The sequence below is a fragment of the Thermoactinospora rubra genome, from assembly GCF_002093975.1.
Classification (GTDB): Bacteria; Actinomycetota; Actinomycetes; order Streptosporangiales; family Streptosporangiaceae; genus Nonomuraea; species Nonomuraea rubra_A.
Genome location: NZ_MSZZ01000011.1, coordinates 218,763 through 244,818, shown reverse-complemented (window position 1 = coordinate 244,818; position 26,056 = coordinate 218,763). Strand labels below are relative to the sequence as shown.

22 protein-coding genes and 1 pseudogene are annotated in these 26,056 nt (G+C 72.7%); 15 read left to right on the top strand and 8 right to left on the bottom strand.

Annotated elements, in window-relative coordinates; genetic code table 11:
• Positions 1 to 19: 19 nt before the first annotated feature.
• Positions 20 to 1,741, bottom strand: a complete 1,722-nt coding sequence (locus tag BSB02_RS21260) for an N-6 DNA methylase (protein WP_084961008.1) — start codon at positions 1,739 to 1,741, stop codon at positions 20 to 22.
• Between the two features lie 54 nt (positions 1,742 to 1,795).
• Between BSB02_RS21260 and BSB02_RS21255 the strand changes: the two genes are divergently transcribed.
• From BSB02_RS21255 to BSB02_RS43630, 7 genes and pseudogenes are all read left to right on the top strand, one after another.
• Positions 1,796 to 2,566: a PP2C family protein-serine/threonine phosphatase gene (locus BSB02_RS21255; RefSeq protein ID WP_084961006.1), complete on the top strand. Its 771-nt coding sequence runs from the start codon at positions 1,796 to 1,798 to the stop codon at positions 2,564 to 2,566.
• Between the two features lie 130 nt (positions 2,567 to 2,696).
• Positions 2,697 to 3,431: a CHAP domain-containing protein gene (locus BSB02_RS21250; RefSeq protein WP_084961004.1), complete on the top strand. Its 735-nt coding sequence runs from the start codon at positions 2,697 to 2,699 to the stop codon at positions 3,429 to 3,431.
• A 52-nt stretch (positions 3,432 to 3,483) separates the two neighbouring features.
• Positions 3,484 to 6,765: a fused isobutyryl-CoA mutase/GTPase IcmF gene (icmF, locus tag BSB02_RS21245; protein WP_084961002.1), complete on the top strand. Its 3,282-nt coding sequence runs from the start codon at positions 3,484 to 3,486 to the stop codon at positions 6,763 to 6,765.
• A 77-nt stretch (positions 6,766 to 6,842) separates the two neighbouring features.
• The gene (gene sigJ, locus BSB02_RS21240) at positions 6,843 to 7,787 is read left to right on the top strand and encodes an RNA polymerase sigma factor SigJ (protein ID WP_084961000.1); all 945 of its coding nucleotides are present in this window, start codon (positions 6,843 to 6,845) and stop codon (positions 7,785 to 7,787) included.
• A gap of 123 nt (positions 7,788 to 7,910) precedes the next feature.
• Positions 7,911 to 9,107 (top strand): NAD(P)/FAD-dependent oxidoreductase, encoded by a 1,197-nt coding sequence (locus BSB02_RS21235; RefSeq protein ID WP_084960998.1) that lies wholly within the window; start codon positions 7,911 to 7,913, stop codon positions 9,105 to 9,107.
• Between the two features lie 123 nt (positions 9,108 to 9,230).
• Positions 9,231 to 10,508, top strand: coding sequence for an ATP-binding protein (locus BSB02_RS21230; protein WP_084960996.1), 1,278 nt, complete (start codon positions 9,231 to 9,233; stop codon positions 10,506 to 10,508).
• 82 nt (positions 10,509 to 10,590) lie between these two features.
• Positions 10,591 to 11,176: pseudogene (locus tag BSB02_RS43630) on the top strand (phosphotransferase).
• A 10-nt stretch (positions 11,177 to 11,186) separates the two neighbouring features.
• On the opposite strand, the gene BSB02_RS21220 reads toward BSB02_RS43630, so the two are convergent.
• From BSB02_RS21220 to BSB02_RS21190, 7 genes are read right to left on the bottom strand one after another with little or no spacing between them, the layout of a single operon-like run.
• Positions 11,187 to 12,185 carry a 2-hydroxyacid dehydrogenase gene (locus BSB02_RS21220; RefSeq protein ID WP_084960995.1) on the bottom strand — a complete coding sequence of 333 codons (999 nt, stop codon included), beginning with the start codon at positions 12,183 to 12,185 and terminating at the stop codon, positions 11,187 to 11,189.
• On the bottom strand, positions 12,182 to 12,802 hold the full coding sequence (locus BSB02_RS21215; protein ID WP_084960993.1) for a histidine phosphatase family protein: 621 nt from the start codon (positions 12,800 to 12,802) through the stop codon (positions 12,182 to 12,184). Before BSB02_RS21215 ends, BSB02_RS21220 begins: the two co-directional genes overlap by 4 nt.
• Entirely contained in the window at positions 12,799 to 14,268 is a 1,470-nt protein-coding gene (locus BSB02_RS21210) for an FGGY-family carbohydrate kinase (RefSeq protein ID WP_240506554.1), read from the bottom strand. The genes BSB02_RS21215 and BSB02_RS21210 overlap by 4 nt, the downstream gene beginning before the upstream one ends.
• Positions 14,265 to 15,701, bottom strand: coding sequence for an FGGY-family carbohydrate kinase (locus BSB02_RS21205; protein WP_084960991.1), 1,437 nt, complete (start codon positions 15,699 to 15,701; stop codon positions 14,265 to 14,267). The genes BSB02_RS21210 and BSB02_RS21205 overlap by 4 nt, the downstream gene beginning before the upstream one ends.
• The gene (locus tag BSB02_RS21200) at positions 15,701 to 16,930 is read right to left on the bottom strand and encodes a sugar ABC transporter permease (RefSeq protein ID WP_240506553.1); all 1,230 of its coding nucleotides are present in this window, start codon (positions 16,928 to 16,930) and stop codon (positions 15,701 to 15,703) included. Before BSB02_RS21200 ends, BSB02_RS21205 begins: the two co-directional genes overlap by 1 nt.
• On the bottom strand, positions 16,927 to 17,724 hold the full coding sequence (locus BSB02_RS21195) for an ATP-binding cassette domain-containing protein (protein ID WP_084960989.1): 798 nt from the start codon (positions 17,722 to 17,724) through the stop codon (positions 16,927 to 16,929). Before BSB02_RS21195 ends, BSB02_RS21200 begins: the two co-directional genes overlap by 4 nt.
• Entirely contained in the window at positions 17,725 to 18,810 is a 1,086-nt protein-coding gene (locus tag BSB02_RS21190) for a substrate-binding domain-containing protein (protein ID WP_084960987.1), read from the bottom strand.
• 193 nt (positions 18,811 to 19,003) lie between these two features.
• Here BSB02_RS21190 and BSB02_RS21185 point away from each other — a divergent pair, with 193 nt between their 5' ends.
• From BSB02_RS21185 to BSB02_RS21150, 8 genes are all read left to right on the top strand, one after another.
• The gene (locus BSB02_RS21185; protein ID WP_240506552.1) at positions 19,004 to 19,789 is read left to right on the top strand and encodes a DeoR/GlpR family DNA-binding transcription regulator; all 786 of its coding nucleotides are present in this window, start codon (positions 19,004 to 19,006) and stop codon (positions 19,787 to 19,789) included.
• A 34-nt stretch (positions 19,790 to 19,823) separates the two neighbouring features.
• On the top strand, positions 19,824 to 20,666 hold the full coding sequence (locus BSB02_RS21180) for an alpha/beta fold hydrolase (RefSeq protein WP_084961171.1): 843 nt from the start codon (positions 19,824 to 19,826) through the stop codon (positions 20,664 to 20,666).
• Positions 20,667 to 20,742: 76 nt separating this feature from the next.
• Complete coding sequence (locus tag BSB02_RS21175) at positions 20,743 to 21,207, top strand: nucleoside deaminase (RefSeq protein ID WP_084961169.1); 465 nt, start codon at positions 20,743 to 20,745, stop codon at positions 21,205 to 21,207.
• Between the two features lie 16 nt (positions 21,208 to 21,223).
• Positions 21,224 to 22,378, top strand: coding sequence for an AAA family ATPase (locus tag BSB02_RS21170; RefSeq protein WP_084960983.1), 1,155 nt, complete (start codon positions 21,224 to 21,226; stop codon positions 22,376 to 22,378).
• Positions 22,379 to 22,430: 52 nt separating this feature from the next.
• A complete protein-coding gene (tpx, locus tag BSB02_RS21165; RefSeq protein WP_084960981.1) occupies positions 22,431 to 22,934 on the top strand; it encodes a thiol peroxidase in 504 nt (167 codons plus the stop codon).
• A 114-nt stretch (positions 22,935 to 23,048) separates the two neighbouring features.
• A complete protein-coding gene (locus tag BSB02_RS21160) occupies positions 23,049 to 23,795 on the top strand; it encodes a helical backbone metal receptor (protein WP_084960979.1) in 747 nt (248 codons plus the stop codon).
• A gap of 18 nt (positions 23,796 to 23,813) precedes the next feature.
• Positions 23,814 to 25,310 carry a phospholipase D family protein gene (locus BSB02_RS21155; protein ID WP_084960977.1) on the top strand — a complete coding sequence of 499 codons (1,497 nt, stop codon included), beginning with the start codon at positions 23,814 to 23,816 and terminating at the stop codon, positions 25,308 to 25,310.
• Positions 25,310 to 26,041 (top strand): phosphatase PAP2 family protein, encoded by a 732-nt coding sequence (locus BSB02_RS21150; RefSeq protein WP_206184804.1) that lies wholly within the window; start codon positions 25,310 to 25,312, stop codon positions 26,039 to 26,041. The genes BSB02_RS21155 and BSB02_RS21150 overlap by 1 nt, the downstream gene beginning before the upstream one ends.
• Positions 26,042 to 26,056 lie beyond the last annotated feature (15 nt).

The window sequence follows — 26,056 nt, the reverse complement described above, 5'->3', positions numbered from 1 at the left end:
CTGCGGAAAAACTACACCGTCAGGGACGCAGGTGACCTTCGGCGAGACCTTCGAAACCGAGGTCGACGAGCGCCTGCCCGAGCGCCGTCGTCTCCCGCAGGGCGTCCTCCAGGGCCGTGAGCCTTCTGAAGGCCTGGCCGTACCGGCGCTGCTCGGCCAGGGGCAGGCGCGGCAGGCGGGTGCGGCGGGCGTCGAAGCGGCTGGACCCGGTGGTGGTACGGCTGCCCGCCGAGCGCAGGAAGCCGGCCAGGAAGTCGGGGTCGAGCTGGGCCGGGTCCACCCGGTACAGCGTCAGGTGCGGCCCGAGGACCGAGCCGGAGAAGGTGACGACACGCACGGTCGAGTAGGACGCCACGACGTCGCCGGGCTCGACGGGCACCAGGTCCTCGCCCGGCCCGGTGCGGCCCGAGGGCGGCGTGCCGTACAGCAGGTCGTCGGCCGTCAGCACCGGCACCTCGCCGCCGTTGAGGCTCATCCGCGCCGGGGCCTGGGCGACGGTGATGAGCCCGGCCCTGACCAGCTCGCCGACCGTGGTGGCGGGGTGGTCGACCGGGCGCTCCAGCACCTTCAGGTCCGGGGGGACGGCGCTGGTGGCCAGGTAGCGCTCGCGCGCCTCGGCGAAGGAACGGCCCAGGTCGTCGCGCTGCTTGTGGCGCGCGGGGGTCAGGTCGACGTCGTCGGTGAGCAGGTCGATGATGCGGACGTTGCCCTCGCGCCGCGCCACGGCCGTGGCCGTCAGGCCGGGCCCGCCCTCCATGAGCAGCACCTCGCCCGGCGGCCGGTCGCCCGGGCGGGGACGGCGCAGCAGCCACAGGTCGCCCGCGCCGAGGCTGACCACGGCCCGCAGCGCGCCCGCGCGCAGCAGGTTGGCGCGGATGCGGCGGCCGGCCTTGCGGCTGGCCGCCGCCGGGGGCATGAGGACGACCACCGTGCCGCCCGGCTTGACGTGGGTGAGGCAGTGCTGCACCCAGGCCAGCTCCGGCTCGCCGCGCGGCGGCACGCCGTACTCCCACCTGGTGTCGCCGACCAGCTCCTCATAGCCCCAGGCCCGCTCGCCGAAGGGCGGGTCGCACACCACGGCGTCGGCCTGCTCACCGTCGAAGGCGTCGCGCCGCAGCGAGTCGCCCGCCGCCACCCGGCCGTCGATGCCGCGCAGGCGCAGGCGGGCCGCCGCGATGCGCGCCGAGGTCTCGCTCAGCTCCTGCCCGAGCGCCCGGTACGGCTCGGCCGCCAGCAGCAGCGTGCCCACGCCGCAGGCGGGATCGAGCACCGTGCCGCCCTTGGCGCCGGCCAGCTCGACCATGAGGGCGGCCAGCTCGGGGCGGGTCACCGACAGCTGCCGGGAGTGCGCCTCCAGGTAGCGCTCGCACAGCAGCTCGTAGGCCCGCGCGGCGCCCTGCTCGGCGGCCAGCTCGCTCACCAGAGCCGCGACGTCCCGCTCCAGAGCGTGATCTTGGCCGGTCAGGAGCGCCCCGGCCGCCGCGACCAGTTCACCCAACCGCAAATCTCCCGCGGCTTTCAGGCGTTGCCACACCCGATCCGCGAGCGATACCTGGTAGGACTTCCCATAGCGGCTCAGCCACGCCTCGATCTGGCGGAGCGAGAACAGAGGCTGGCTGGCCGTCCCGCCGACGGGCTGGGGGAAGTCGTCATGGCGACGGCGCCAGTTGCTGACCGCGGCCCGTCCGACACCGGCGAGCCGGGCGATGTCCCCGGCGTTGACGGTCGGGTCTTGGTTCATGAATCTACCGTAGCACGCTTGTGAAGTCTTTCAACCAATGATTTACTGGTGTCCATGAAGCACAACATCCGCTATGCCGCAGGGTCAGATGTGGGCCGCCGCAGAGAGCAGAACGAGGACGCGGGCTACGCGAGCTCGCGCCTGCTCGCCGTGGCGGACGGCATGGGCGGTCATGCGGCGGGGGAGCTGGCCAGCTCGGCGGCGATCGCCGTCATGCGGGAGCTTGACGCCAAGCTGCCGGAAGGCGGCGCCGACCTGGTGGCGGCCCTCGAAGGCGCGGTGCAGGAGGCCGGGCGCCGGCTCGTGGAGCTGGCCGAGATCGACCCGGCCCGCCGGGGGATGGGCACGACCGTCACGGCCATGCTGTTCGACGGCTACACCTTCGCGCTGGCCCACCTGGGCGACTCGCGGGGGTATCTGCTGCGCGACGGTGCGTTGTACCAGATGACCAAGGACCACACGCTGGTCCAGTCGATGGTGGACGAGGGGCGGATCACCGAGGACCAGGCCGCGGTCCACCCCCGCCGGTCGATGGTGCTCAGGGTGCTCGGCAGCGAGGGCAGGGCGGAGCCGGACATGGCGCTGCGTGAGGCGTTGCCGGGTGATCGCTACCTCCTGTGCTCCGACGGGCTCACCAACGTGCTCGGGCCGGAGACCCTGCACGAGGTGCTGACCACGCTGGCAGAGCCGGCCGCCGCCGTCCAGCGGCTCATCGACCTGGCCAACGAGGGCGGCTCGCCCGACAACGTGACCGTGATCGTGGCCGACGTCGTGGCGCCGGGGGAGGGCGAGACGACCGTCTACCGCGTGGGGGCGGGCGCCTGAGGGGAAGACCGCACCACAGGAGTTACATTTCACCTCATCCATCGACAACTTCGCGATGTTGGACATGTCCGGTCCACGGCTCACCTACAGTCGATCGTGAGCCGCGTGTCGTGTTCGCGAAGGAGTCGTCCTGGACCCCATCGGTGAAGACCTTCTCAAGGCGGCGCGCCCCGAGCTCGGATACCGGGAGAAGGGCGGCCAGCACACCAAGTTCGGCGAATGGTACGCGGATCGCTTATCCGATCCCCAGTACCGGGACGCCCCCTGGTGCGACATGTTCATCGCCTGGGCGGCGGACAAAGCCGGCGTCGCCGAGTACGTGGGACAGTTCGCCTGGACCCCCTCGCACGCCGCATGGTTCATCAAGCACGGCGCGTGGTCCGACAAGCCCGAGCCCGGCGCGCTGGTCTTCTTCGACTGGAGCGGCGGCAAGAGCTACAAGGGCGTCGACCACGTCGGCATTGTGGAGAAGGTCGAAGGCGGCAAGATCCGCACCATCGAGGCCAACGTCGACCGGGTGTGGCTGCGGCGCAAGCTGCGCGACACCGACAAGGTCGTCGGGTACGGCCTGCCGTCCAAGGTCAAGGAGACCCTGACGGCCGCCCGGCAGGACACGGGAGTCAAGACCGTCACGGTGCTCAGCGAGCGGCCCGAGGGGCCGGGAGCCGGGATCGACGGCGTGGTGATCCCGGTGGTGTTGCTGCTGGGCATGGTGCTCAGCATCGTCGTTGGAGCGCTCCGATTCACCGGCCGCCCCCGCGGCGCCCACCGCCGCTGGGTGGCTGAGCGGCCGTCCGAGGAGCGGGTGAGGCTCCACCCCTACAGTCCCGAGAAGAAGCGTGAGACCGCCGACGCTGGGAAATAGTAGGACGTCCTAGTATCTTTCGTAGAGGCACCTCACGAAGGAGTGATAGGGCGTGCACGTTCCGGCCAACCCCGTACGGTTCGTGACCGCCGCGGCGTTGTTCGACGGCCACGACGCCGCGATCAACATCATGCGGCGCATCCTGCAGACCCAGGGCGCCGAGGTCATCCACCTCGGTCACAACCGGTCCGTCGACGAGATCGTCACCGCGGCCATCCAGGAAGACGTCCAGGGCGTGGCGATCAGCTCCTACCAGGGCGGACACGTCGAGTTCTTCCAGTACCTCGTCGACCTGCTGCGCGAGCGCGGCGCCGGCCACATCAGGGTGTACGGCGGAGGCGGCGGGGTCATCGTGCCGGACGAGATCGCCCAGCTGCACGCCTACGGAGTGGCGCGGATCTTCTCCCCCGACGACGGGCAGCGCCTCGGCCTGCCCGGCATGATCAACCAGCTCATCAGCGAGTGCGACCACCCCCTGCAGGACCCGCCGTCGGTCGAGGCCGTGGTCTCCGGCGACCAGGCGGCGCTCGCGCGGGCCATCACCCTGATCGAGGCGGGCCGGGCGCCCGCCGAGCTGGTGGAGGGGCTGCGCGCGGCCGGGCGGGCCGCGCCCGTCCTCGGCATCACCGGCACCGGCGGCTCGGGCAAGTCGTCGCTGACCGACGAGCTGCTGCGCCGCTTCCGCCTCGACCACGACGACAAGCTGCGCATCGCGGTCATCGCCATCGACCCCACCCGCCGCCGGGGCGGCGGCGCGCTGCTCGGCGACCGCATCAGGATGAACGCCCTGGGCGCGCAGACCTACTTCCGCTCCCTGGCCACGCGCGGCGCCGCTTCCGAGGTGCCCGCCCACCTCGACGACGTGATCATGGCCTGCCGCGCCGCCGGATACGACCTGGTCATCGTGGAGACGCCCGGCATCGGCCAGGGCGACGCGGGGATCGTGCCGCACGTGGACGTGCCGATCTACGTGATGACGCCCGAGTTCGGCGCCGCGTCGCAGCTGGAGAAGATCGACATGCTCGACTTCGCCGAGGCCGTGGTGATCAACAAGTTCGAGCGCCGCGGCGCCGAGGACGCCCTGCGCGACGTCCGCCGCCAGCTGGTGCGCAACCGGGGCGCCTTCGGCGTCTCGCCCGAGGAGATGCCGGTCTTCGGCACCATCGCCGCCCGCTTCAACGACGAGGGCGTGACCGCGCTCTACCATCACCTGCGCGGCCTGCTCGTGGACAAGGGCCTGCCCGCCGGGCCCGGCCTGCTGCCGCAGGTCTCCGGGCGCACCTCGCGCGTGGCCAAGTCCATCATCCCGCCCAGCCGCGTGCGGTACCTCGCGGAGATCGCCGAGACCGTCCGCGCCTACCACGCGGAGACCGAGGCGCAGGTCGAGATCGCCCGGCGGCGCCAGCAGCTGGCCGCCGTCCGCGAGCTGCTGGGCGAGGACCCCGCTCCCGCGCCCGCCGGGGGGACCGGCATGGGCGCCGCCGCCGTGGCCGCGGCGTCCCGTACGGCGGGCGGCCAGGGCGGGCGCGTCGGCGAGCTGCTGCGGCAGGCCGAGGCCGAGCTGTCGGAGGAGAGCAGGCGGCTGCTGGAGGAGTGGCCCGAGCTCAGGCGGCGCTACGGCGCCGACGAGCTGGTCGTGAAGGTCCGCGACCGGGAGATCCACACGCCGCTGTGGCGCGAGACGCTCAGCGGCAGCCGCATCCCCCGCGTGGCGCTGCCCCGCTTCGAGGACCACGGCGAGCTGCTGCGCTTCCTGCGCAAGGAGAACCTGCCCGGGCGCTTCCCGTTCACCGCGGGCGTCTTCCCCTTCAAGCGGGACGACGAGGACCCCACGCGGATGTTCGCGGGCGAGGGCGACCCGTTCCGCACCAACCGGCGCTTCAAGCTGCTGTCGGAGGGGCAGCCCGCCACGCGGCTGTCCACGGCGTTCGACTCGGTGACGCTCTACGGGCACGACCCCGACGTGCGACCCGACATTTACGGAAAAGTCGGGACTTCGGGGGTGTCGGTGGCGACCCTCGACGACATGAAGGTCCTCTACGACGGGTTCGACCTCACCGCGCCGAACACGTCCGTCTCGATGACCATCAACGGGCCCGCGCCGACCATCCTGGCCTTCTTCCTCAACACCGCCGTCGATCAGGCCCTGGAGCGCTTCGAGGCCGAGCACGGGCGCAAGCCGTCCCCCTCGGAGGAGCAGGAGATCCGGGCGCGCGTGCTGTCCACGGTCCGCGGCACGGTGCAGGCGGACATCCTCAAGGAGGACCAGGGGCAGAACACCTGCATCTTCTCCACCGAGTTCTCGCTGCGGATGATGGCGGACATCCAGGAGTGGTTCATCAAGAACAAGGTCCGCAACTTCTACTCGGTGTCCATCTCCGGCTACCACATCGCCGAGGCGGGCGCGAACCCCATCACGCAGCTGGCGTTCACGCTGGCCAACGGGTTCACCTACGTCGAGGCCTACCTGGCGCGGGGGATGAAGGTGGACGACTTCGCGCCCAACCTGTCGTTCTTCTTCTCCAACGGGATGGACCCGGAGTACTCGGTGCTGGGGCGCGTCGCGCGGCGCATCTGGGCCGTCGCCATGCGCGAGCGGTACGGCGCGGGCGAGAGGTCGCAGAAGCTCAAGTACCACATCCAGACCTCCGGGCGGTCGCTGCACGCCCAGGAGATGAACTTCAACGACATCCGGACCACCCTGCAGGCGCTCATCGCGATCTACGACAACTGCAACAGCCTGCACACCAACGCCTACGACGAGGCGGTCACGACCCCGACCGCGGAGTCGGTACGGCGGGCGATGGCGATCCAGCTGATCATCAACCGCGAGTGGGGCCTGGCGCGCAACGAGAACCCGCTGCAGGGCTCGTTCATCATCGACGAGCTCACCGACCTCGTGGAGGAGGCGGTGCTGCAGGAGTTCGAGCGGCTGTCGGAGCGGGGCGGCGTGCTGGGGGCCATGGAGACCGGCTACCAGCGGGGCAAGATCCAGGACGAGTCGATGCTGTACGAGACCCGCAAGCACGACGGGTCTCTGCCGATCATCGGGGTGAACACCTTCAGGAACCCCAACGGCGACGAGGAGGCGCCTCGCAAGCTGGAGCTGGCCCGGGGAACGGAGGAGGAGAAGCAGTCCCAGCTGCGGCGGCTGGCGGACTTCCACGCGCGGAACCGGGAGGTGGCCCCCGCGGCGCTGCGGCGGCTGCGTGAGGTCGCGATGTCGGAGGACAACGCCTTCGAGGTGCTCATGGAGGTCTCCCGGGTGTGCTCGCTCGGGCAGATCACCGAGGCGCTGTTCGAGGCCGGTGGGCAGTACCGGCGCAACGTGTAGGGGCGCCGCCGGGTGGGCTTCTGGGCATCGTGTGGACGGCCGCTGAGGCCGCAGGACGTGCGGGCTAGGATCGGGCCGTGGCCTTGACGGCGAACGACGTCGACCGGTTCGAGGCCTCCAGGCCGCGCCTGGAGGCCATCGCCTATCGCCTCCTCGGCTCCGCCGCGGAGGCCGAGGACGCCGTGCAGGAGACGTTCATGCGCTGGCTGGCCGCCGACGTCGACCGCATCGAGGTCCCCGAGGCCTGGCTGACGAAGGTCCTCACCAACCTGTGCCTCAACCAGCTCACCTCCGCGCGGGCGCGCCGCGAGACCTATGTGGGCCAATGGCTTCCCGAGCCGCTGCTCGCGGGCGACCCGATGCTCGGCCCGGCCGACACCGCCGAGCAGCGCGAATCGGTCTCGTACGCGGTCCTCGCCCTCATGGAGCGCCTGTCCCCGGGCGAGCGGGCCGTGTACGTGCTGCGCGAGGCATTCGACTACTCGCACCGGGAGATCGCCGAGATCCTCGACATCACCGAGGCCGCCAGCCAGCAGACCTTCCGCCGCGCCAAGAAGCGCGTCGCGGACGGCAAGGCCCGCACCCGGATCGACGAGGCCGCCGCCCGGCGGATCGTCGAGGAGTTTCTCACGGCCGCCACCAGCGGCCGGATCGAGCCGCTCGTGCGCCTGCTCACCGAGGACGCCACCTCGATCGGCGACGGCGGCGGGAAGGTCCCGGCCCGCGCCAAGGCGATCGAGGGGGCGGTCGCGGTCGCCAGGTTCCTGCGGGGACTGTTCGAACCCAGCGAGTCCAAGCGCGCCATGGTCGGCGGCACGCCGGAGGTCTACGCCTGGACCGCCAATGGCGACCCGGCCGTCGTGGCCGTCGTGGACGGCCGGGTGGTCGCCGTCATGTGCCTGGAGGTCACCGCCGAGGGCATCGCCGCGTTCCGCAGCCAGCTGAACCCCGACAAGCTCCAACGCGCGACCGCCCGCTGGGCGGCCACCGACCACGGGGAGCCCCTGTTCACCGTGTTCTGACCGTTGCATGAGGCGGCGTGAGCCTGCGCGAGGCTGTGTGAGGCGATTCACATCGCGTTCCTGTCAGGAAACCCCGGGCCGCCCGGTTCAAGGGGCAAACCAGCGTGAGACAGGAGCGAGGAAATGCAGCACCGCATCGTCGTCCTCGGAGCCGGATACACCGGCGCCTTCGCCGCCGGCCGCCTCGCCAGGCGGCTCCGGCGCGAAGACGCCGCCATCACCCTCGTCACCGCCGAGCCGGACTTCGTCGAACGTGTCCGCATGCACCAGCTGGCGACCGGCCAGGACCTCAAGCCCCGGCCGCTCAGCGAGATGTTCGCGGGCACCGGCGTCGAACTGAGGCTGGCGAAGGTCACCGGCGTCGACGTCGACCGCAAGACCGTCGCCGTCACCGGCGCCGACGGCGACGGTGAACTCGCCTACGACACGCTCGTCTACGCCCTCGGCAGCGGCTGGAACCCCCGAGGCGTCCCCGGGACCGCCGAGCACGCCCATGAGATCGCCAGCCGCTCCGGAGCGCTCCGGCTGCGCGAGCGCCTGGCCCGCCTCGACGCCGGGCAGGCCGTGGTCGTCGTCGGCGGCGGCCTCACCGGCGTGGAGGCCGCGACCGAGATCGCCGAGGCCCGCCCGGACCTCGACGTCGCCCTCGTCGCCCACGGCGGCCTCGGCGACTGGCTCTCGCCCAAGGGTCGGGCGCACCTGCGGAAGACCTTTGGCAAGCTCGGGATCACCGTGCACGAGCACACCGCCGTCACCGGCGTCGAAGCCGACCACGTCACCACCGCCGGCGGCGAGGCCATCCCGGCCGCGGTCACCGTGTGGACCACCGGCTTCGCGGTCCACCCGATCGCGAAGGCGACCGCCCTGGAAGTCACCGGCACGGGCCAAATCGTGGTCGACGAGACCATGCGCTCGGTCTCGCATCCCGACGTGTACGCCATCGGCGACGCGGCCATGGCGATGGGCCCCGGGGACAAGCCGCTGCGGATGTCGTGCGCCTCGGGCATTCCGACCGCGTGGCAGGCCGTCGACGCGATCGTGGCGCGCCTGACCGCCGGGAAGCTCCCGAACGTGCCGATCCGCTACTTCAACCAGTGCATCTCGCTGGGCCGCAAGGAGGGCTTGATCCAGTACGTGACCGCCGACGACCGCGCCTTGCCGGGGGCACTGACCGGACGGCTCGCCGCCGTCTACAAGGAGCTGATCTGCAAGGGCGCCGCCTGGGGCGTCGCCAACCCGACGTTCGGGCTGCCGGCCAGGCGCCGCCGCGTCGCGCGGGCGCAGGCCGCGACGGGCTCGGCCGTCAAGGCGTCGGCGTAGAGCCCAGGAGTCTCCTCCATCCGGCACAGCCGAGATGGGCGGATTGTGCGGGGTGGTGCAAGAGCCCTCTCCTTCGATCCTTTACCTTCGGTAGCTCCCAGGAGACGAGAAGGGCGGCGAAGGGTGAACTGGCTCATTCATGACTACCGAGAGGACGATCTCGCGGCCGTCGTGCACCTGATCGACAGCACCGCCGGGCTCGGCCAGGAGTCGGTGTACTCGCTGGCCGAGTGCATCGGCGCGCTGACGTCCCGGCAGCCGGCCGTGGTGGCGGTCCACCAGGGCGTCCCGATCGGGGCGGCGCTCGCGCACGTGGCCGGGGAGCGGGCGTGGGTGATGCGCATCGCGATCGCCGCGGCGTGGCGCGGGCGCGGCCTGGCCAGCGCGCTGCTGCGCGAGCTGGAGCGGAGGCTGATCGACGCGCGGGTGCGGCGCATCGCCTACGTGCTGCCCGAGGAGGAGCTGATCGGCGAGGGGCTGGTGAAGGCCGGCTACACCAGGCGTCCCGCGGTGGCCTACTTCGAGAAGACCGAGCCCGCCGTCGGCCTGGGGGCGAACCTGCTGGCCGAGCTGGGCGGCCGCGTGCTGCCCGGCGACCTGTGGGACAGGATGGCCGGCATGGAGGTGGAGAAGGACCTGATCGAGAAGCGGATCGTGCTGCCGCTGGCCGAGCCGGAGCGCGCCGCGCGGCACGGCGTGCGCCCGCCGCGGGCCATCGCCATGTTCGGTCCTCCCGGCACGGGCAAGACGACCTTCGCCCGGGCGATCGCCTCCCGGCTCGGCTGGCCGTTCGTCGAGCTGCTGCCCTCCCGCCTGGCCGACGACGGCAACCTGGCGGCGGCCCTGCGCAGCGCCTTCGCCCAGATCGCCGAGCTGGAACGGGTGCTGGTGTTCATCGACGAGGTCGAGGAGATCGCGGCGGTGCGCGGGGACCGCCCCGGCTCCGGCGGCCACGGCATCACCAACGAACTGCTCAAGCTGATCCCCGGGTTCCGCGAGCGGGACGAGCGGCTGCTGGTGGTCGCCACCAACGCCATCAGCTCGCTGGACCCGGCATTCCTGCGGCCGGGCCGGTTCGACTACGTGGTGCCGATCGGCCCGCCGGACGCGGCCGCCCGCTCGGCGATCTGGCGGCGCTACTCCGCCAATCGGGCCGACGTGGACCTGGACACGCTGGCCGCCGCCAGCGAGCTGTTCACGCCGGCCGACATCGAGCACGCCGCGAGGATCGCGGCGCAGGCGGCCTTCGAGCGGGACCTCGCGACCGGCGGCGACCCGGACGGCCCGGCCGGCGCCGGCACCGCCGACTACCTGTGGGCGATCGGCCAGTGCAAGCCGACCGTCACCCCGGCGATGATCGAGCGGTTCACGGCCGACATCGCCTCCCACGCCCGGCTTTGACGCACGCCGCCCGTTTCGTTGAAGAAAGGCGTTGAAGAAGGGCGTTGAAGAAGGGCGTTGAAGAAAGGACACCTCGCATCTCATGCAGATCCCGCCGCCGAATCGCGCTCTGCTGAGCCGGCTGCTGCCGGGCGTCGAACCGGAGGACCTCACCGTCCGCCAGGGGCAGTTCCACCAGGTGGTGATCGGCGCGGACCGTGTCGTGTGCCTGCCCCGCACCGCTGCGGCGGCCGCGCGGCTGCCGCAGCGGGCCGCCGTCCTGCGCCTGCTCGCCGGGCTCGATCTCGGCTTCGCCACGCCTCGGCCCCTGGCGGAGGGCGGCGCTCACGGCACGGACGAGCCGCCGTTCCTCGTTCTCAGCGGCGGTGCACGGCGATCTCGGTGCCGAGAACGTCCTCTGGGAGTGGGAGGACGGGCTGCCGCGGCTCAGCGGGGTGATCGACTGGGACGAGGTCGCGATCGGCGATCCCGCCGAGGACCTGGCGGCCGTGGAGGCCGGTTACGGCTCGCGTTTCGCGCATCGGGTCCGCACGCTGGGCGGCTGGCCGGACAGCACGACCACCCGCATCGCCGCCATCCGCGCGACCTTCGCCCTCCAGCAGGCCCTGTCCGCGCACCGGGACGGCGACGCGGAACAGCTGGCGGACGGGCTGGCCGGCTACCGCTGAAGGCGTCCCCTTAGTTGGCGGCGTGGAGGAGCGGCTCGCCGCGCAGGTAGCGGGCCACCTCCTCGGCGACGATGGCCGCCGCCTTCTCGGCCGTCTGCCTGCTCGCCCCCGCCAGGTGCGGGGTCATGACGATGCCGGGAGTGGTGAGCAGCCGCGAGTCCTTGGGGACGGGCTCCTCGGGGAAGACGTCGAAGGCCGCCGCGAACAGGTGCCCGGACTCCAGCGCGTCGCAGACCGCGTCGTAGTCCACGAGGCTGCCGCGGGCGCAGTTGACCAGCACCGAGCCGCGGGGCATGGCGGCGATCTCGGCGGCGCCGATCATCCCGGCGTTCTCCCTGGTGGCCCTGGCGTGCAGGGAGACGATGGTGGAACGCGACAGCAGCTCCTCCAGCGGGACGCTCACCTCCGGCACGTAGGGGTCGTGGACGAGCACGCTCGCCCCGAGACCCGCCAGCATCGCCGCGACCTTCCTGCCGATCGCCCCGTAGCCGACCAGGCCGACCACGCCGCCCTCCAGCTCCGGACCGACGCTGTCGTAGCGGTAGTAGTCGCCCCGCCAGGTGCCCTCGCTGAGGTCGGCGTGCGTCTGCGGGATGCGGCGGACGGCGGCCAGGATCATGGCCAGCGTGTGCTCGGCGGTAGCCGTGGCGTTGCGGCCGGGCGCGTAGGTGACCTTCACGCCGTGGCGGGCGGCGGCCTCCAGGTTGGCGTTGACGGGGCCGCCGCGGCCCACGCAGAACAGCCTCAAGGCGGGCGAGGCGGCCAGGATGCGCTCGGTGAGCGGCGCCATCTGGGTCACGCAGATCTCGACCCCGCGCAGCGCCTCGATCATCTCCTCCTCGCCGCCCGACGCCTCCGCCACCTCGGCCACCCGGCCGAAGGGCTCCACCGGCCAGGGCAGGGTGAGCTCGACGACGTCCAGGTCGGCCGCGACCCTGGCCCGGACGGCGTCGACGAGCAGGCGGTTGAGGACGAAGTGGTCGCCGGCGGCCAGCAGCCGGACCGTCATGCCGTACCTCCTCGGTGGAGCGGGGTGTTGTACTCCAGGACGGCCGCGTGCCCGTCCTCGAGCTTGATCTCGGTGAGCGCGGTGTTGCGCAGGAAGGGGAAGACGCGCCGGTACTCGCGCAGCGGGATGCCGATCAGCCGGCACAGCGCCAGCCGGATCGCCGTGGTGTGGGCGACGACGAGGACGCGGCCGCCGGGGTGCCGGACGGCGATGTCGGCCAGGCATTCGGTGAAGCGCTCCGCGGCCTTGACCGGGTCCTCGCCGCCCGGCAGGTGGCAGGCGACGGGGTCGGCGTGGAAGGCGTCCAGCGCCTCGGGGAAGCGCCGCGACATCTCGGTCCTGGTCAGCCCCTCGGCGTCGCCGAAGTCGAGCTCGCGCAGCCGTTCGTCCACCTGCGGGACCAGGCCGGTGCGCTCGGCGCTGGCCTGCGCGGTGACGCGCGCCCTGGACAGGGTGGAGGTCCAGATGCCGCTGAGCCGGGCCGTACCGGCCCAGTCGGCGAGCTGCTCCGCCTGCCGCAGGCCCCGCGGGGTCAGGGCGATGTCGCTCACGCCCGCGTAGCGGTTCTCGGCGTGCCAGACCGACTCTCCGTGGCGGACCAGGACGAGGCGGGTCATGGGCGTGTCCTCTCGATCGCGTGGGCGGCGACGGCCTCCTGCAGCCAGCCGCGGCGGGCCAGTTCCTCCACCAGGCGGACGTACGGCTCGGCGAAGCGCCCGGCCGCCTCCGGCCGGGGGTCGACGGTCCGGCGGACGCGCACCATCCGGGCGGCGACCTCGGCGGCGTCCCGCCCGGCGGAGGCGGCGAGCACGGCCATGCCGAGCGCCGGTTCGGCGTTCTCGGGCAGGATGACCGGGCGGCCGAGGATGTCGGCGCGCAGCCGGCACCAGTAGTCGCTGCGCGTGGCGCCGCCGGTCAGCGTGAGCGGGCCGTCCACCGGGGCGCCCAGCAGGTGGAGGTAGTCGAAGCAGAGCCGTTCGACGAACCCGACGCCCTGCAGCAGGGCGGCGAAGTGCTCGGCTTCGCCGGACGGCTCGCCCAGCAGGAAGCCGCGCGCCGAGGGCGCCACGAAGGGGAAGCGCTCCCCGGCCGAGACCAGGGGGTAGGCGACGACTCCGGCGGGCTCGAAGGCCGCGGCCGCCCGGTCCAGCGCGGCCAGGTCACGGCCGGGGAAGTCGCGCGAGATGACGCCGGAGCCGGTGCTGGACGCCCCGCCGGGCAGCCAGTCGCCGTTGGGTGCCCTGTGCGAGTAGACGACGCCGAGCGGGTCGCGGATCGGCTCCCGCGTGACGCCCTTGAGGACGAGGGTCGTGCCGAGCACGGAGTTCCAGCTGCCGACCGTCAGCGCGCCCGCGCCCAGCTGGGCCGCGCAGCCGTCGGTGGTGCCGGCGACGACCGGGGTGCCGGCGGGCAGCCCCGTCGCCTCCGCCGCCTGCGCGCACACCGTGCCGAGCGGCGTTCCGGGCCGGACGAGGCCGGGCAGCAGGCCCTCCGGCACGCCGAGCGCGTCGAGCACCTCGGCGGGCCAGCGCTCCTCGACCAGGTGGGCGCCGGTCTTGAGCGCGTTGCCCAGGTCGGTGGGGACGTCGTGGCCGACCAGGCGGCGGTTGACGAAGTCGCTCTGGTGGGCCAGCCGTGCTCTGCCGTCCCGCGCGGCAGGGCAGGCCCGAAGCAGCCACAGGAGCTTGGGCAGCGCCCAGGCGGCCTGCATGCGCCGGTAGCCGAGCTCGGCCCAGACCTCGCCGCCGACCTCGTTGATCCGGTCCACCTCGGCGGCGGCGCGGGTGTCGTCGTACATCAGCGCCGGGGTCAGCGGCCGGCCGTCGCGGTCGGCGAGCAGGATCGTGCCCGAGGTGGCGTCGACCGCCACGCCGCGCACCTGCGCCGGCGGCACCTCGGCCAGCGCCTCGCGGCAGGCCAGGCCGACCGCCCGCCACCACTGCTCGGGGTCCTGCTCGTGGCGGGGGCCGTCGCGGCGGCCGGTGAGCGGCCGCGTCCCCAGGCCGGCGACCCGCCCGTCGCCGGTCACCGCGAGCGCCCGGACGCTCTGGGTGCCCAGGTCGATCCCGATCCAGACGCTCACGGCCGCCCCCAGGTCGCCGCCACCGTCTCCCGGATCTCCAGGAAGCGGGCGTAGTGGGCGTCGTAGTCGTGGCGGGGCTCGAAGGCGTCCCTGATGCGTGCCGTGCCGGGATCGCCGCCGGTCGCCAGCCTGCCGAGCCGGTAGGCGCCGCGCGCGCCGGCCTCGGCGTCCGCCGACCGCAGCACCCGCAGCCCGGTCACGTCGGCGATCAGCTGCGTCCACACCTCGCTGGCCGCCCCGCCGCCGCACACCCGCAGCTCCCGCGGGCGCTCCCCGGCGGCCTCCAGGCAGTCCCTGATCACCAGGCTCAGGCCTTCCAGTACGGCTCGCGCCACGTGCTCGGGCCCGTGCTCGACGGTCACGCCGTGGAGGGATCCCCTGGCCCGCGGGTCGAGGAACGGCGCCCGCTCCCCGGCGGGCGACAGGTAGGGAAGGAAGGTCAGCCCGTCGGCCCCCGGCGCGGCGCGCAGCGCCAGCCGTCCGAGCTCCTCGGGGTCGCGCAGCCCCAGCAGGGCGCGGGCCCACTCGATCACCTCGCCGCCCGCCAGCGTCGGGAAGACCCTCAGGTGCCGGTACGGCAGGCCGAGCGCGACGGTGCAGCCGACCGGCTTGTCCCCGGGCTCCGGGCGATCGGTGACGATCTCCGTGCAGAGGGTCGTGCCGAGGATGCCGCACGCCTGACCCGGCTCGGTGACCTCCAGGCCGATGGCGGTGGCGGCGATGTCGTAGGGGGCCATGACGACCGGGGTGCCCGGCGGCAGGCCCAGCTCGCGCGCCGCCGGGCCGGTCAGGGGGGCGACGCGCTCGTCGTCGCCGAGGAGCCGGGGCAGCAGCCGCTCGGCCCACGGCATGCCGTACAGCTCCAGCAGGGCGGTGGAGAACCGGCCGGTGCGCAGGTCGGTGAACGGCGCCGAGCCGTCGGAGGTGTCGACGGCCGGCAGCCCGGTGAGCCGGGAGAAGATCCACCCGCCGCAGGTGAGCGCGGCGGCGGAGCGTTCCAGGCGCTCGGGGTCGTGCTCGGCCAGCCAGGCGAGGACGGCGTTGGGCAGGCCGGGAAAGGTGAGCGAGCCGTTGACGGCGAAGGCCCGGTCGAGGATCCCTTCGGCCGCCCAGCGTTCGACGATCCCGGCGGCGCGGCCGTCGTTCCACAGGATGGCCGGGCCGGTGGGCTCGCCGTCGGCGCCGACCAGCCAGCAGCCGTCGCCCTGGGCGGTGACCGCGACGAACTCCACGTCGCCCACCACGTCGGCGGCGGCCTCGCGGACGCACGCCGCCACCGCCTCCCACACCGCGGCCATGTCCTGCTCCGCCCAGCCGGGCCGGGGCCGGGACACGGCCGTCCGGCGGCGGGCGATCGTCACCTCCGCGCCGCGGGTGTCGTAGGCGACGGCCTTGATGAGCGTGGTCCCCGCGTCCACGCAGACGACCGCCATCAGGCCCGCCCGTGCGAGACGCGCGAGCGGCGCGCCACCGAGTCGACCGCCACCGCCAGCAGCAGGACCGCGCCTGTGACCATGAAGCGGAAGGAGGAGTCCAGGTTGAGCAGCGTCAGCCCGCTGGAGATGGCCTGGATGACGACGATGCCGAGCAGCGCGGCGAAGGCCGTGCCGCGCCCGCCGAACAGGCTGGTGCCGCCGATCACCGCGGCGGCGATGGCGTTGAGGTTCACGTCGCCGCCGCCGCTGGCCTGGTTGACCGCCGCCAGCCGGGCCGCAGCCAGCACGCCGCCCACCGCCGCGAACGTCGAGCACAGCACGAAGACGCTGGTGTAGACGGCTTTGACGTTGATGCCGGCGCGGCGGGCGGCCTCGGCGTTGCCGCCCACGGCGTACATGGACTTGCCGAAGCGGGTGCGGGACAGCACGTAGTGCATGACCAGCACCAGCCCGAGGAACAGCACGAACATCCAGCCGACGCCGCGGGTCTGGTTGAGGTACCAGACCACCGCGCCGACGCCCACGAGGAGCGCGGCGCTGCGGGCCAGCAGCAGGTTGACGGAGCGGGCCGACAGCCCGGCGCGGCGACGCCGCCGGGCGTGCAGGTGACCGCTGAGGAACAGCCAGACGGCGGCCACCACGACCAGGGCGTAGGACAGCCAGGGCGGCAGGAACGCCAGCTGGGCGAAGGCCACCAGCGAGGAGTCGAACGGCAGGTTGATCGAGCCCTGGGCGCCGAGCACGTAGAGCTGGACGCCGAGCAGTCCCAGCAGCCCGGCCATGGTGATGACGAAGCTCGGCACGCCGAAGCGGTTGAGGATCTGCCCGTAGATCCAGCCGATGACGGCGCCCAGCGCCAGCGCGGCCAGGACGGCCACGACCGCGGGCATGCCCTTGCTGACGAACAGCACGGCCATGACCGCCGAGGTCAGGCCGCCGGCCGAGCCGACCGACAGGTCGATCTGCCCTACCAGCAGGACGCAGACGACGCCGAGCGCCATGACGCCGACCGGCACCAGCTCCAGGGTCAGGTTCACCAGGTTGGTGCTGGACAGGAAGATCGGGTTGAGCAGCTGGAAGACCGTCCCGATCACCAGCAGCCCGATGACGACGGGCAGGACACCGAGGTCGCCGCTCCTGACGCGGTCCAGCATGCCCTCGGCGGCGCCCCGCACGCCGGCGCGGCCGATGAGCCGCTCGTCCAGCAGGTCCGTGGGTGTGCTCACGACCGCAGCCCTCCCGTGTTCCCGGAGACGTTCCCGATGGCGTTCCCGGAGGCGTTCCCGATGGCGTTCTGGGTGGCGCCGGTGATCGCGGCGACGATCTCCTCCTCGGAGACCTCGTCCGCGGCGAACACCCCGTTGTTGCGGCCGAGCCTGAGCACGGCCACGGTGTCGGCCACCGCCTTCACGTCCGCCATGTTGTGACTGATCATGATGACGCCGAGCCCCTGCTCGCGCAGCCGCCTGATGAGGCCGAGCACCTCGGCGGTCTGCGCCACGCCCAGCGCGGCGGTGGGCTCGTCGAGGATGACGACCTTGGGGTCGGCCAGCAGCGAGCGGGCGATGGCCACGGTCTGCCGCTGGCCGCCGGACAGGGAGGCGATCGGGGTGCGCACCGAGGGGATCTTCGCCGACAGCTGCCGCAGCAGCTCCCACGAGCGCACCTCCATCGCCACGTCGTCGAGCCGGTAGGGGCCGAGCTCCTGGCCGAGGAAGAGGTTCTCGATCACGTTGAGGTTCTCGCACAGCGCCAGGTCCTGGAAGACCGTGGCGATGCCCAGCGCGTGCGCGTCGGCCGGGCCGGCGATGGTGACCTGCCGGCCCTCGAAGGTGATCGTCCCCTCCGTCGCGGCGTGCACCCCGGAGAGGATCTTGACGAGCGTCGACTTCCCCGCGCCGTTGTCGCCGACCACCGCCACGACCTCGCCCCTGCGCACGTCGAGGTCGATGGCGGTGAGCGCGGCCACGGCCCCGAAGGTCTTGGTGATGCCGCGCAGCGACAGGACCGTGCCGGACATCTACTTGATTCCCAGCTTGTCGCAGGCGGCCTTGTACTCGGGCGTGCACACGTCGGCGGCCTTGAGCGCGCCCTCGGGGCCGAACATCACCTCGGCCACGTTCTCCTGCGTGACGACCGTCGGCTCGAACAGGGCCGAGGGCGTGTCGAACAGGGTGGTCTTGGCCTCGGGCTTCTTGCCCTGGACGAACTGGTAGGCGACGTCGGCGGCGGCCTCGGCCACGATCTTGATGGGCTTGGAGATGGTGTTGTACTGGTCGCCCGCGATGACGCGCTGGATCGCGGCCAGCTCCGCGTCGTTGCCGGTGACCGGCGGCACCTTGGCGCCCGCCGCCTTGAACGCGGCGATCGCGCCGCCGCCGGTGCCGTCGTTGGCGGCCACCACGCCGGCGATCTGGCCGGGGAACTGCGCGATCTGGCCGCTGACCCACTCCTGCGCCTTGTTGGGCTGCCAGCCGGGGGTGTCGTACTCGGCCAGGACCTTGAAGCCGCTGGGGTCGACGCCCGCGTGGATGCCCTTCTTGATCAGCTGGGCGGCGGCGTCGGTCGGCGAGCCGTTGACCACCAGCAGCCCGCCCTCGGCCTTGGTCTGCTTGAGGTGGTCGACGAGGGACTGGGCGATCGAGGAGCCGATCTTCTCGTTGTCGAAGGAGACGTAGTAGTCGGCCTTGGCCTTGGGGATGGGCCGGTCGTAGGCGATGACCGGCACCTTCTGGGACTGGGCGGCCTGGACGATCGTGGCGGCGGCCGCCGAGTCGACCGGGTCGATCACGATCGCCTTGACGCCCTGGGCGAGCATCGCGTTGGCCTGCTGTTGCTGCTTGGCCGCGTCGGCGTTGGCGTTCTGGTAGAGCACCTCGCAGCTGGGGCACAGCTGCTTGATCTTGGCCTTGAACAGCGGGGCGTCGTAGAGCTCGTACCGGGTGGAGGCGATGTCGGGCATGAGGAACGCGATCTTCGCGTTCTGCGCGCCGCCGCTGTCGCCCGATCCGGTGGCGCTCTGGGTCGAGCCGCCCGACGAACACGCGGCCAGCGCCATCAGGGCCGCGGCGGAGACCGCCAGGCCACGCTTGGGGACCCTCTTCATTGCAGCTCCTCGAACCTTCTCAACAGGCTGTCGCCGATGTGAGGAACCCAACATGACATCTCAGGAACGTGTCAAGTATCTGAGAGAACGCACACATCAAGTTGTTATAAATCTAAAGATCATCCCATGACGTGCTGCTGAACAGGGGATGTTAGATTTATCGCCGACATCACAGGATCGGAAGGACAGGCACGTGGCAGACGGCGAGACGGCGCTGAGCCCCCGGCAACGCCGCGACCAGATCCGCCAGCGGGTCCAGCAGGAGGGCTTCGTCCGCATGGAGGAGCTCGCCGAGAGCTTCGGCGTGAGCGTCATGACGATCCACCGCGACGTCGACGTGCTGCAGAGCGAGGGCTGGCTGCGCAAGGTGCGCGGCGGCGCCACCGCCCAGCCCTCCGCGCTCTACCACGGGGATGTACGGCACCGCATGCAGGCCATGGCGCGGGAGAAGCAGCTGCTGGCCGAGGCGGCGGTCACCATGGTCGAGCCCGGCATGTCGGTGATGCTCGACGAGAGCACCACGGGCCTGGCCGTCGCCGCGCTGCTGCCCGCCAGGGGGCCGGTCACGGTGATCACGAACTTCCTGTCGGTGATCAACCAGCTTGCCGGGGAGCCCAACGTCGACCTCATCGCGCTCGGCGGCGCCTACTACCCGGCCTACGACGCCTTCCTCGGCATGCGCACCACCGACGCCATCCGCTCCCTGCGCGCCGACGTCCTGTTCGCCTCCACCACGGCGGTCACCAACGGCTCGTGCTACCACCAGTCGCAGGAGACCGTGGCGGTCAAGCGGGCGATGATGGACTCGGCCGACCGGCGCGTGCTGCTGGTGGACCACAGCAAGTTCGCCAAGCGCGGCGTCCACCAGCTCGCCCCGCTGACCGCCTTCGACCTGGTGATCGTCGACGGGGGCGCGGGGGAGGGCGAGCTGGCCCCGCTGCGGGCCCAGGGCGTCACGCTGCGCGTCGCGCACTCCTGACGGCGGGCCGGCGCGGGATGGAATGATCGGGCCCATGGTGACCGAGTTCGACCTCGACGCGGGCGACGGCCGAGTCCTGCACGCCTACGACACCGCCGGGGGCGGTGGCGGCGGCCTGGCCGTCTTCTGGCACCACGGCACCCCGAACATCGGCGCGCCGCCCGAGCCGCTCTTCGCGGAGGCCGGACGGCTCGGCATCCGCTGGGTGTCCTACGACCGGCCGGGATACGGCGGCTCCACCCCGCGTCCCGGCCGCGACGTCGCCTCGGCGGCCGGGGACACCCGTGCCGTCGCCGACGCGCTGGGCATCGAGCGGTTCGCGGTCATGGGCCATTCCGGTGGAGCCCCGCATGCGCTGGCGTGCGGCGCGCTGGCGCCCGACCGGGTGATCGCGGTGGCCGGCGTCGCCGGGCTGGCGCCCCACGACGCCGAGGGGCTCGACTGGTACGCGGGCATGGCGGCCTCCGGGGTGGCGTCCCTGCGCGCCGCCGCTCAGGGGCGGGCGGCCAAGGAGGCCCACGAGGCGTCGGGCGCCGAGTACGATCCGGAGTTCACGCAGGCCGACCACGCGGCACTGAAGGGGGCGTGGTCGTGGTTCGGCAAGGTCGTGGGACCCGCCTTGCAGGCCGGTCCCGGCGGGCTGATCGACGACGACCTCGCCTATGCCGCTCCCTGGGGATTCGACCCGGCCCGGGTGGCCGCCCCGGTCCTGCTCATGCACGGCCGGGAGGACCGGGTGGCGCCGATCTCGCACAGCAGGTGGCTGGCCCGCCGCTGCCCCTCGGCCGAGCTGCGGGAGTACCCGGACCGGGGGCACATCTCCGTTCTCACCGCCGCGGCGGAGGCCCTGGCGTGGCTGCGCGGGCACGCCGCGTGATCGGACGGCCGCCCGCCGCAGTATCGTCGTCGAGTGTCCGATCCGCTGCGCGGTGGAGGTGACCGGCGTGAACGAGATGGATCTGCGCCACCTGAGGCGATGCGTGGAGCTGGCCGCGGAGGCGCTGGCGAAGGGCGACGAGCCGTTCGGCTCCGTGCTCGTGTCGGGCGAGGGGAAGGCGCTGGCCGAGGGGCACAACGAGGTGGCCTCGGGCGACCGCACCAGGCATCCGGAGTTCGAGCTGGCCCGGTGGGCGGCGGCGCACCTGACGCCGCAGGAGCGGGCCGCCGCCACGGTCTACACCTCCGGCGAGCACTGCCCCATGTGCGCCGCCGCGCACGCCTGGGTGGGCCTGGGGCGCATCGTCTACGCCACCTCCTCCGAGCAGCTGTCGGCCTGGCTGGCCGAGCTGGAGGTGCCGCCGCCCCCGGTGCGCCCGCTGCCGATCCGTGAGGTCGCCCCGGGCATCCCGGTCGAGGGGCCGGTGGCGGAGCTGGCCGAGGAGGTGCGGGAGCTGCACCGCCGCTTCCACCGGGGCTGAGGGGCGCGGGGCGCGGATGATCACGACGCTCGCGGTGGAGAACTACCGCTCGCTGCGCCGGGTGGTCCTGGAGCTGTCCCAGCTCACGGTCGTCACCGGCGCCAACGGCAGCGGCAAGTCCAACCTGTACCGGGCGCTGCGCCTGCTCGCCGACGCCGCGCGCAACGGAGCGGTGGCCGCGCTGGCGCGCGAGGGCGGGCTGCAGTCCACGCTGTGGGCGGGACCGGAACGGCCGGGCGGCGCCGTACGGCGGGGCGAGCACCCGGTGCAGGGCACGGTCCGGTCCGGGCCCGTCAGCCTCAAGCTCGGCTTCGCGGGCGACGAGGCCGGTTACGCCGTCGACTTCGGGCTCCCGATCCCGGGTGAGGAGCTCTCGGCGTTCAACCACGACCCGGAGATCAAGAGCGAGGCGGTCTGGGGCGGGCCGATCCTGCGCCCGGCGACGCTGATGGCCGAGCGGCACGGGCCGGCCGTACGGCTGCGCCGCCCCGGCGGCTGGGACCGCCTGCCGTACCGGATCGGGCCCTTCGACAGCATGTTCACCGAGGTCGCCGACCTGGACCTGATCATGGTGAGGGAGCGGATCAGGTCGTGGCGCTTCTACGACCACCTGCGCGCCGACGCCCAGGCGCCGGCGCGCGTGGCGCAGATCGGCACCCGGACCCCCGTGCTGAGCCCCGACGGTGCCGACGTGGCCGCCGCGCTCCAGACGATCATCGAGGTCGGCGAGCCGGAGGCGCTGCACAAGGCCGTCGGGGACGCCTTCCCCGGCAGCACGGTGGAGATCGTCCAGCTGGGCGGCGGGCGGCTGGAGCTGACGCTGCGCCAGCACGGCCTGCTGCGCCCGCTGACCGCCGCCGAGCTGTCCGACGGCACGCTGCGCTACCTGCTGTGGGTGGCCGCGCTGCTGTCCCCACGCCCGCCGGCGCTGCTGGTGCTGAACGAGCCGGAGACCAGCCTCCACCCCGACCTGCTGGAGCCGCTCGCCGACCTGGTGGCCGCGGCCGCCGCCACCACGCAGATCGTGCTGGTCAGCCACGCGCGGCCGCTCGTCTCGGCGCTGCGCGAGCGCGGGGCGCGGACGATCGAGCTGGTCAAGGAGTACGGCGAGACGGTCGTGGCCGGGTACGGCCCGTTCGACGGCCCACCCTGGAGCTGGCCGAAGCGCTAGATCGCCTGCCCAGTATGATCCGCCAGGGCGAAGACTCATCCCTGGAGGAATCATGTCCACCATCACGTTCAAGGGCAATCCTGTCACCGTGGGCGGCTCGTTCCCGCGGCCGGGCGACTCGGCTCCCGCGTTCCGCCTGGTCGGCAAGGACCTGGCGGACGTCACGCTCGCCGACTTCGCCGGGAAGAAGAAGGTGCTCAACATCTTCCCCAGCGTCGACACCGGCGTGTGCGCGGCCTCGGTCCGCCGCTTCAACGCGGTCGCCGCCGAGCACCCCGACGCGGTCGTGCTGTGCGTCTCGGCCGACCTGCCCTTCGCGCAGAACCGGTTCTGCGGCGCCGAGGGGCTGGAGAACGTGGTCATGCTCTCGCTGATGCGCGGACGCGAGTTCCTCACCGACTACGGCGTGGCGCAGGAGTCGGGTCCGCTGGCGGGGCTGGCCGCGCGCGCCGTGGTCGTGCTGGACGCCGACGACAAGGTCGTCTACTCGGAGCTGGTGCCGGAGATCACCCAGGAGCCGGACTACGACGGCGCGCTGAAGGCGCTGGAGGCCTGAGCGATCGACACGTGCGGGCCCGCGGGCGACCTCACCCGCGGGCCCGCTTCGGGGGAACTTCGGGGACGGGTCTAGGCTCGGGATAGTCGGCTTCCGCGAGGGAGGGCTCGGCGCATGAAGGACGATCTCGGGACCGAGGTGAGGGTTCCGGACACGGTGGAGCGGATCGTGTCGATCGTGCCCTCGCTCACCGAGTCGGTCGCCCACACCGGCAAGCTCGTGGGGGCCACGAAGTGGTGCACCCATCCGCCCGGCCTCGACGTCGTCAGGGTGAAGGGCACGAAAAATCCGGATATCGAGGCGATCAAGCGCCTCCGTCCCGACGTCGTGCTCGCCAACTTCGAGGAGAACCGCGACCCCGACATCCGGGCCCTGCGCGAGGCGGGCATCGCGGTCTGGGTGACGAGGATCCGCACCGTCGAGGAGGCGTTCTCCTCGCTGGCCCGGATGTTCGAGCACGCCTGCCGTACCGGCAGGCCCGCCTGGCTGGAGGAGGCCGAGCGGGTGTGGGCGGCGGTCCGGCCCGGCCCCAGGCGGACCGCGGTCGTGCCCATCTGGCGGCGGCCGTGGATGGTGGTGGGCAGCGGCACGTTCACCGGCGATGTGCTGCGCAGGCTCGGCGTGGACAACCTCTACGAGGATCACCCGGAGCGCTACCCCAAGGTCCCGCTGGAGGAGCTGGTCGCCCGGCGGCCGGACCTGGTGGTCCTGCCGGACGAGCCGTACGCCTTCAGCGCCGACGACGGCCCGGAGTGCTTCCCCGGCCTGCGCACCGCCCTGGTCAGCGGGCGGCACCTGACCTGGTACGGCCCGTCCCTCGTGGAGGCGCCCGAGGTGCTGGGGCGCATGATCGGCCGTTAGCCGGGTAGCCGGGGCCTCGTGCGGCTCGAGGACTGGTTTCTGACCGAAGAGGAGCGCGGCAACCCGGCCACCAGGCTGGAGCCGTGGACCACCGGCAACCTCGTGCGCCCGCTCATCCACGGGGCCACCTACTTCCGCGAGCTCAAGCGCTGCGTGGACGCCCTGGAGAAGGACGATTTACTGCTGTTCACCGACTGGCGCGGCGACCCCGACGAGCGGCTGACCGACGGGGGGCCGGGCGTGGCCAGGGTCATGGCCCAGGCCGCCGAGCGCGGCGCGCTGGTGCGCGGCCTGATCTGGCGCTCCCACCTGGACCTGATGCGCTTCAGCTCGGCCGAGAACCGCCACCTGGGCGAGGACATCGAGGCGGCGGGCGGGCAGGCGCTGCTCGACACGCGGGTGCGGGCGGGCGGATCGCACCACCAGAAGTTCGTGATCATCCGGCACGACCGCCGCCCGCAGGACGACGTGGCCTTCGTGGGCGGCATCGACCTGTGCCACAGCCGCCGCGACACCGCCGAGCACCTGGGAGACCCGCAGGCCGCCCCCATGCCTAAGGTGTACGGCCCGCGCCCGCCCTGGCACGACGCGCAGGTGGCCATCCAGGGCCCGGCGGTCGCCGAGGTGGAGAAGGTCTTCTGCGAGCGCTGGGAGGACCCGACGCCCGAGACCCGTCAGCCGCTGCGCCGGCTGCGCGACCACATCGAGCACCTGGACGACGAGCCGCCGCTGCCCAAGCCGGGCCCGCCTCCGGCGGAGTGCGGCCCGCACCCCGTGCAGCTGCTGCGCACCTACCCCTACAAGCGCCCGGCCTACCCGTTCGCGCCGATGGGGGAGCGCAGCGTCGCCCGCGCCTACCGCAAGGTGCTGCGGCAGGCCCGGTCGCTGGTGTACCTGGAGGACCAGTACCTGTGGTCCAGGGAGGTGATCGAGCCGTTCGCGCGGGCCCTGGAGCGCCACGGCGACCTCCGGATGATCATCGTGGTGCCGCGCCACCCCGACCAGGACGGCTGGCTGGCCGGCGCGGCGAGCCTGATCGGCCGGGTGGACGCGCTGGCCAGGCTCAAGCAGGCCGGGGGAGACCGGGTCGCCGTCTACGACCTGGAGAACGAGGAGGGCACCCCCATCTACGTCCACGCCAAGGTGTGCGTGGTCGACGACACCTGGGCCACCGTCGGCTCCGACAACGTCAACCTGCGCTCGTGGACCTACGACTCCGAGCTGAGCTGTGCCGTGCTGGACCACGACTTCGCCCGCTCGCTGCGGCTGACCCTGGCGGCCGAGCACCTGGGCGTCGACGAGGCGCCCGGGGAGGACGTCTTCGAGGCGTTCGCCGAGTGCGCCGCGCGGCTGGAGTCCTGGCACCGCGGCGGGCGCAGGGGCCCCAGGCCGCCGGGACGGCTGCGCCCGCACTCGGCACCCGAGTTGACCAGGACGCGCCGCATGCTCGCCTTCCCGCTGTACAAGCTGGCCGTCGACCCCGACGGGCGGCCCCCGGGATGGAGGGAGTTCTGATGCCCGACCGGTCCGGCCTCGCCTTCGGCTTCAACCTCGGCGTCGCCTCGGCCGTCGCCATGGCCGTGCTCGTGCCGTTCACGCTGCTGGCCCTGCTGGTGAAGGTGGCCTTCGAGCCGCTGCACTGGCTGGACAAGTCGGTGGCGGGCCAGATGCACGACTACGCCGTGACCAACCAGGACCTCACGCGGTTCGTCGCGGTCTGGACCGATGTCCTCGGGCCGTGGCCGTGGCGGGTCGCGGTGCTCGGCATGGCCGCGTGGGCGGCCCTGCGCGGCGCGCGGCGGCTGGCGATCTGGGCGATCGCCACGATCACGGTGGGCGGGCTCACCGGCGGGCTCCTGAAGATCATCACCGATCGGGCCAGGCCCGCCTTCCCCGACCCGGTGGCCCTGGCGCCGGGCGAGTCGTTCCCGTCCGGCCACGCGCTCACCGCCACGCTGGGCGCCGGGGTCATCGTGCTGATGCTGCTGCCCGTGCTGCCGCGCCGGCTGAGGATCCCCGTCTGGGCGGTGGCGGCGTTCCTGGCCCTGTCGGTGGCCTGGACGCGCGTCGCCCTCGGCGTCCACTGGGTCAGCGACGCCCTGGGCGGCGTGCTGCTGGGCGTCGGGGTGATCGCGGCGACGACGATCGGCTTCGAGCGGTGGCGGCGCGAGAGCGGCCGGCGGCCGGCCGAGCCGTACATCGAAGGTGTGGAACCCGAGGCAGCCGAGGAGATGTCCCATCGCTGAGTACCTGCGCACCCT